Source organism: Mycobacteriales bacterium, assembly GCA_040902655.1.
Classification (GTDB): domain Bacteria; phylum Actinomycetota; class Actinomycetes; order Mycobacteriales; family SCTD01; genus SCTD01.
In genome coordinates, this window is sequence record JBBDWV010000052.1 from 2,480 (window position 1) to 7,703 (window position 5,224).

Genomic DNA, 5,224 nt, shown 5'->3' on the forward strand with positions numbered 1-5,224 from the left:
CTCCGGTGGAGGCGGCGCCCGTGGCGGACGTCGCACCGGGTCAGGAGAAGAAGGAGCTGAAGGCGGAGCCGGCTCCGGTGGAGGCGGCGCCCGTGGCGGACGTCGCACCGGGTCAGGAGAAGAAGGAACCTAAGGCTGCTCCGGCTCCCGTGGCCCCAGGTCACACCGCCGTCAAGAGCCCGCCGGCCGCATCCGGGCCGGTGGTCGGCCCGTCCACGGGTCTGCGCCCGGCTCAGCCCCCCGGCCCGGTCCACCGGCCGCACAGCCCGGTCAGGTCCGCGCCACAAACGGATGCGCGCCCAGCGGAGCAGGCAGCGCCGGCGTCCGCACCTGCTCCGGCCGCCCCTCGTATCGAGCGGGCTGCATTCGTGGGCCCGCAGGTCCCTGTCGCGCCGGTCGAGCCGGTCGCCGTCCCCGTCGGCCCGCAGGTCCCCGCGGCTGCTGTGGCTGCTCCGGTCGTCCAGCCGCTGCGCTTGACGACGGGTGGCGAGTCGGCCGCCGCCGCTGGCCCGCTGCTGTCGCGCAAGGCGATCGTCGCGGCCGCCGACGCCCAGCCGTTGCGCCCGCTCGGTGGGGGCACCGCCGTCTCGCGTCCGGCGGCCGACAGCAAGCCCGAGCCGATCCACCTGGCCAGTGCACTGCCCGGCCTTGCCACCACCACCGCGCAGGCCGTGGGTGATACGCCGGAGCTGCCCCTTGGAATCGCGGCGGTGGTCGTGCTCTTCCTCCTCCTGCAGAACCGCATCGACCGCCGCGACCCGAAGCTGGCGCTTGCCCGGATCGAGGACGACGAGCCGCTCGAGTTTTCCGAGACCGGCCCGGTGCACCTGCGACTGGTCAGCGCAGCCTGACAGACCTGGCGGCTATCCGGCTGCCGGCAGCGCGCAGCCGCAGTCGGGGTGGACGCGCCAGGTCCGGCGTCGCCAGCGCCAGTCCGGCAAGGCCAGCTCCAGGGTGCCGCCGACCGATGCCGGGTCGGCCGTGCCGTCCACCAGTGCCAGCACCTGTAAGGCCGCCTGTGCCGCGACGGCCATCGCGAGCGGCCCGTCGCAGGCGGTCCGGCCGCGGCGCGGCAGGGCCAGCTGCGCGGCGATCGATGGCCAGTCGGGGTCCAGGTCGCTGCGTGTCAGGTCGAGGCAACGCAGGCACGCCGTCCGCCCCGGCAGGACCAGGGGGCCCACCACTCCGACGGTGTCCCGTACCTCCGCGAGCAGATGGGCAGTGCCGTCACTGACCAGCCTGCGCCCGTCCTCGAGCATGTCCGGCCGGGTGGGCGCGAGCACCACGAAGTCGGGCTGGACGAGCGGAGCCGTGGGCGCGGAGGGCACGGCTGCGCGCAGTTGCTCACGCGCCGCCTCACCGCGGCTGCGGCCGATGTCTGCCAGGCCGAGCCCGCCGATGCCGGAGTCCTCAGCCGCTGCGGCTGACTCGTCGAGCACGTCCACCGTCCCGATGCCGGCGGTCGCGAGCAGGCCGGCCAAAGGTGCCCCGACCCGGCCTGCACCGATCACCAGCACCCTCGCGGCCGAGCGGAGGTGCGCGGCGGGCAACCCGCCGTCGCCACGGACGAGAGCGAGCGACGCCACATCGGCGGCCAGCCGATCGCGCTCCGGACGGTCCAGCCGGACGAGTGACCCCAGGTCCGCAGCGGCGTCCTCCAGCAGTCCCGCCGAGTCCAGCAGATCAAGGAGCAGCTCGGTGCGCGCCGGAGGACAACCGGCCGCCGCCGCAGCAGCCAGCACCTGCGCCCGGTCGCGCGTCCCGTCGAGGAGGGCCAGGGTCGAGCGGGTCACAGGGTCCAAACCGGCCAGCACCGCGGAGCGCCCTGGCAATCGGCCGAGCTGGAGGGTCTGGGGGTCGCGCCAGAGGCGCCGCGCGGCGGGAGTCAGCACAGGGCGCACACGGCACCTCCGGGACGGAGCAGGCGGGATGTCTCACAGACTGACACCAGGGCGGCCGGTCGACCCGCCCTGTCCACAGGCTGCCGCCCTGTCCACAGGCTGCCGCCCTGTCCACAGGCTGCCGCCGTTCCGCGGCCGTGATCGGCTCGGGGCGGGTTCGCCCGAGGCGGCGGGCAGGTGTGCCTGCCGGGGGCTGTGCAGGAGCGGTCAACCTTTTCCGATTCTTGCGCTCTCCTGCACAACGCGCTGCAGGAGGAATGCACCGCCGGGCCTTGCCCGCTGCGTGTTCCCCAGCCCGACCGACCTGCCGCCGCACCGCCGCTGCCCGCGCTGTCGCTCCCGCGCCGTCGCCCCCCGCGCCGTCGCTCCCGCGCCGTCGCCCCCCGCGCCGTCGCTCCCGCGCCGCCGCCCTCCGGGCCCAGGTCTTGATCAACGCCAGCCTGGCGCATATTTTTCGGGGGCAGAATCTGCGGAAGAGCGGCGTTGATCAAGCAGAATCGGCGCTCGGCGACCTCGTCGCCCGAGCCGAGGACGCAGTGCGGGCGGCTCCCGGGGGAGCCGCCCTCACGTTGCGGGTGCGGCTCCCGGGGGAGCCGCCCTCATTCGGCAGGTGTGCGACGGTCAGGCCTTGCCGAGGATGCGGTTCATCTTGGTGCCGCACACGGGGCAGGTGCCCTGCGCCATCCGGCGACCGGACTCGCTGACCTTGACCTCCCCCTCGAAGTCGCGCTTCTCCTTGCACTTGACGCAGTACCCGTTGTAGCTCTCGGCCACGAGATCCTCCACAGGTCAGGTCCACGGCCGGTCGGCGCGCGGGCGTTTCGTGATCAGCGTAGCCCGGTGGGGGGCCCTGGAGCCGTATCACAGGACGTCCTGCCGTCGATGGCGATCGGGTGCCGTGGCCCGGGGACGGCCGCTGGCTGCCGCGGGAGGCTGAAGCGGAAGACCGATCCGGTGCCGAGCGCGGACGTGCAGTGCAGCGTCCCACCCATCGCCGTGGTCAGCTGCCGGGCGATGTAGAGCCCGAGTCCGGTACCTCCGGTCGTCATGCGCATCGGGTCCTCGACCCGATGGAACTTCTCGAAGACGCGGTCCAGCTGGTCCGACGGGATGCCGCGGCCGCGATCGGTCACGTCGACGTGTACCCGCCCGTCCTCGACCACCAGCTGCACCGTCACCGGTGCGCCGGAGGCGTCGTACTTCAGTGCGTTGCCGATCAGGTTCGTGAGCACCTGGATGACCCGTGTCGGGTCGCAGGCGACGTCGACCGGCGCGTCCGGAAGACGGAGCTCTATCCGGCCGCCGTCGGCGCCGAAGTCGCCGGAGGCCCGCTGCACGAGCGCGACAAGGTCGGCGACGCTGAGGTCGACCTGGGCGGTGGCCGCGCCTTCGGTCGCCGAGATGCGGGAGGCGAGCAGCAGATCCTCCACCAGCCTGCCGAGGTGGTCGCAGCGATCGCTGATGACGGCGAGGCACTCGTTGCGGCGTTCCGGGGTCATGGTGTCACCACGCCGGCGCAGCAGGTCGGCATAGCCCTTGATCGGAGTGACGGGGGTGCGCAGCTCGTGCGAGACGGTGGCGATGAAGTCGGCCTTGAGCCGCTCCACCTGCCGCTCCCGCGTGATGTCGTGGACGATCACGACGTCCCGTACCAGGTCGTCCTCGGCGAAGACGCCGGCGTGCGCGCACCGGATGACCCGCTGTTCGCCGTCCTCGCGCTGCAGCGTCAGTTCGATCGTCGCCCGGCGTGAGGAGGGGCTGAGACGGGACCGCCCCGCCTCGAAGGCGTCGCAGGCGGTGCCGTCGACGTCGGTGGTGCGGAGCAGTTCACCGAGCGGCCGGCCCAGCGACTCCGCCTCGGTCCGTCCGCTGAGCGCGGTGAGGGCGGGGCTCCACAGCTGCACCCGCCCCTCGCCGTCCAGGACCAGGATCCCGTCCGAGGACTGGTCCACGACCGCCTGCAGCTTGCTGCTCTCCTCCGTCAGCCTCTGCAGGTGCGCCGCGCCCCGCAGGGCGACGGCGAGGGCAGAGGCCAGCGGCGTCAGCAGGGTCAGCTCGTCCGGGCCCATCGCACGGGACCTGTCCCGGGTGGCCAGCACGAGCGTTCCCAGCGGCTCACCGTCGGCTTCGAGCGGTGCCGTCACGGCCCGCAGCCAGCCGTACGGCAGCGGCCCCGCCAGTACTCGCGCCTGCTGGGCATCCCGGACCAGCAGCGTCTGCTCGTAGGCGGTGCTCTCCCGCTGAGAGGCCCCGTCCACGCGGTCGTCCACCGCGGTCAGTGGGCCGTGGTTGCCACGGGTGACGGACGGATCGATGAAGGCCAGCGCGACGTCGGCGCCGAACGTCTGGCGGCACTGCGACAGGAAGGTCGGGAGCATCTCGGTCGGGTCGACCCGACCGGCCAGGACGTGCGAGAGCGCCAGCAGACCGGCCGAGCGCTGCCGCTGCTCGGCCGACTGCGCGGTGGCGCGGAAAGAGAACAGCAGCGCGACCGCCGGCACCAGGCAGAACGGCAGCAGCGCGGGAGCGGCGGTCGCGGCCAGGACGCCGCTGCCGGCCATCGCCACGGTCCCGGCCGCCGTCACCATCGCCAGTCGAGCGCCGTCGGAAACAACCTGCCTGGCGTGCACCTCCCCGACGAGGGTGAGTACGCGGGCCAGCCCGACGAGGTTGACCATGCTGAAGGCCAGCACCCCCAGCAGCAGGCCGATGACGGTTCGCCAATCCAGTCCATGACCGGTCCCGGACACGATGTGCACCACGACCACGAGCAGCGCCGTGGCGGCGCTGTAGATGCCGAGGTTGAACAGCGACTTGAGCAGCGGGCGGCGGAGCAGCAGCGAGGTGAGGCCGACCGCGGCGACAGGCACCCAGAGCGCATCGCGCGCGGGCAGGAGCAGAACGGCCACGATGACGGCCGCCTCGTAGAGGGTGAGTTCCTCGGTCTGCTCCCCCCGACGTACCGGCACGTAGATGAGGTCACCGGCGGCGGCGAGCAGCAGCAGCATCCCGACCAGCACGAGCGGCGCGACAGAGCTCAGCAGCGCAGGCTGCGAGACGACCGGACCGGCCTCGAGGAGCAGCGCCCGGGCGCCGAACTGCGATGCCACGCCGAGCCCGACGACGAGCAGCACCACAGTGCGCAGCGCCTTCATCCTTCTCCTTCCGCACACGTCGATGCCCCTGCTGCCGGCCGGCAGCGGGGGCATCGACGGAATGGTCGCGGACTGATTGACCCGTTCGGGGGATCAGCCCCAGCGGTGTGCGGCCCAGCGGTGTGCGGCCCAGCGGTGTGCGGCCCAGCGGTGTGCGGCCCAGCGGTG

Annotated in this window: 4 protein-coding genes; 1 reads left to right on the forward strand and 3 read right to left on the reverse strand. The window is 73.2% G+C overall.

What is annotated here, in order from left to right:
- Positions 1-368 precede the first annotated feature (368 nt).
- Positions 369-851, forward strand: a complete 483-nt coding sequence (locus WD794_14555; GenBank protein MEX2291530.1) for a hypothetical protein — start codon at positions 369-371, stop codon at positions 849-851.
- A 12-nt stretch (positions 852-863) separates the two neighbouring features.
- Here the strand turns inward: WD794_14555 and WD794_14560 are convergent, their stop codons facing one another.
- The 3 genes from WD794_14560 to WD794_14570 all read right to left on the reverse strand — a co-directional run bounded on the left by WD794_14560 (position 864) and on the right by WD794_14570 (position 5,056).
- The gene (locus WD794_14560; GenBank protein ID MEX2291531.1) at positions 864-1,793 is read right to left on the reverse strand and encodes a ThiF family adenylyltransferase; all 930 of its coding nucleotides are present in this window, start codon (positions 1,791-1,793) and stop codon (positions 864-866) included.
- 729 nt (positions 1,794-2,522) lie between these two features.
- The gene (locus WD794_14565; protein MEX2291532.1) at positions 2,523-2,675 is read right to left on the reverse strand and encodes a DUF5679 domain-containing protein; all 153 of its coding nucleotides are present in this window, start codon (positions 2,673-2,675) and stop codon (positions 2,523-2,525) included.
- 53 nt (positions 2,676-2,728) lie between these two features.
- Complete coding sequence (locus WD794_14570) at positions 2,729-5,056, reverse strand: ATP-binding protein (GenBank protein ID MEX2291533.1); 2,328 nt, start codon at positions 5,054-5,056, stop codon at positions 2,729-2,731.
- Positions 5,057-5,224 lie beyond the last annotated feature (168 nt).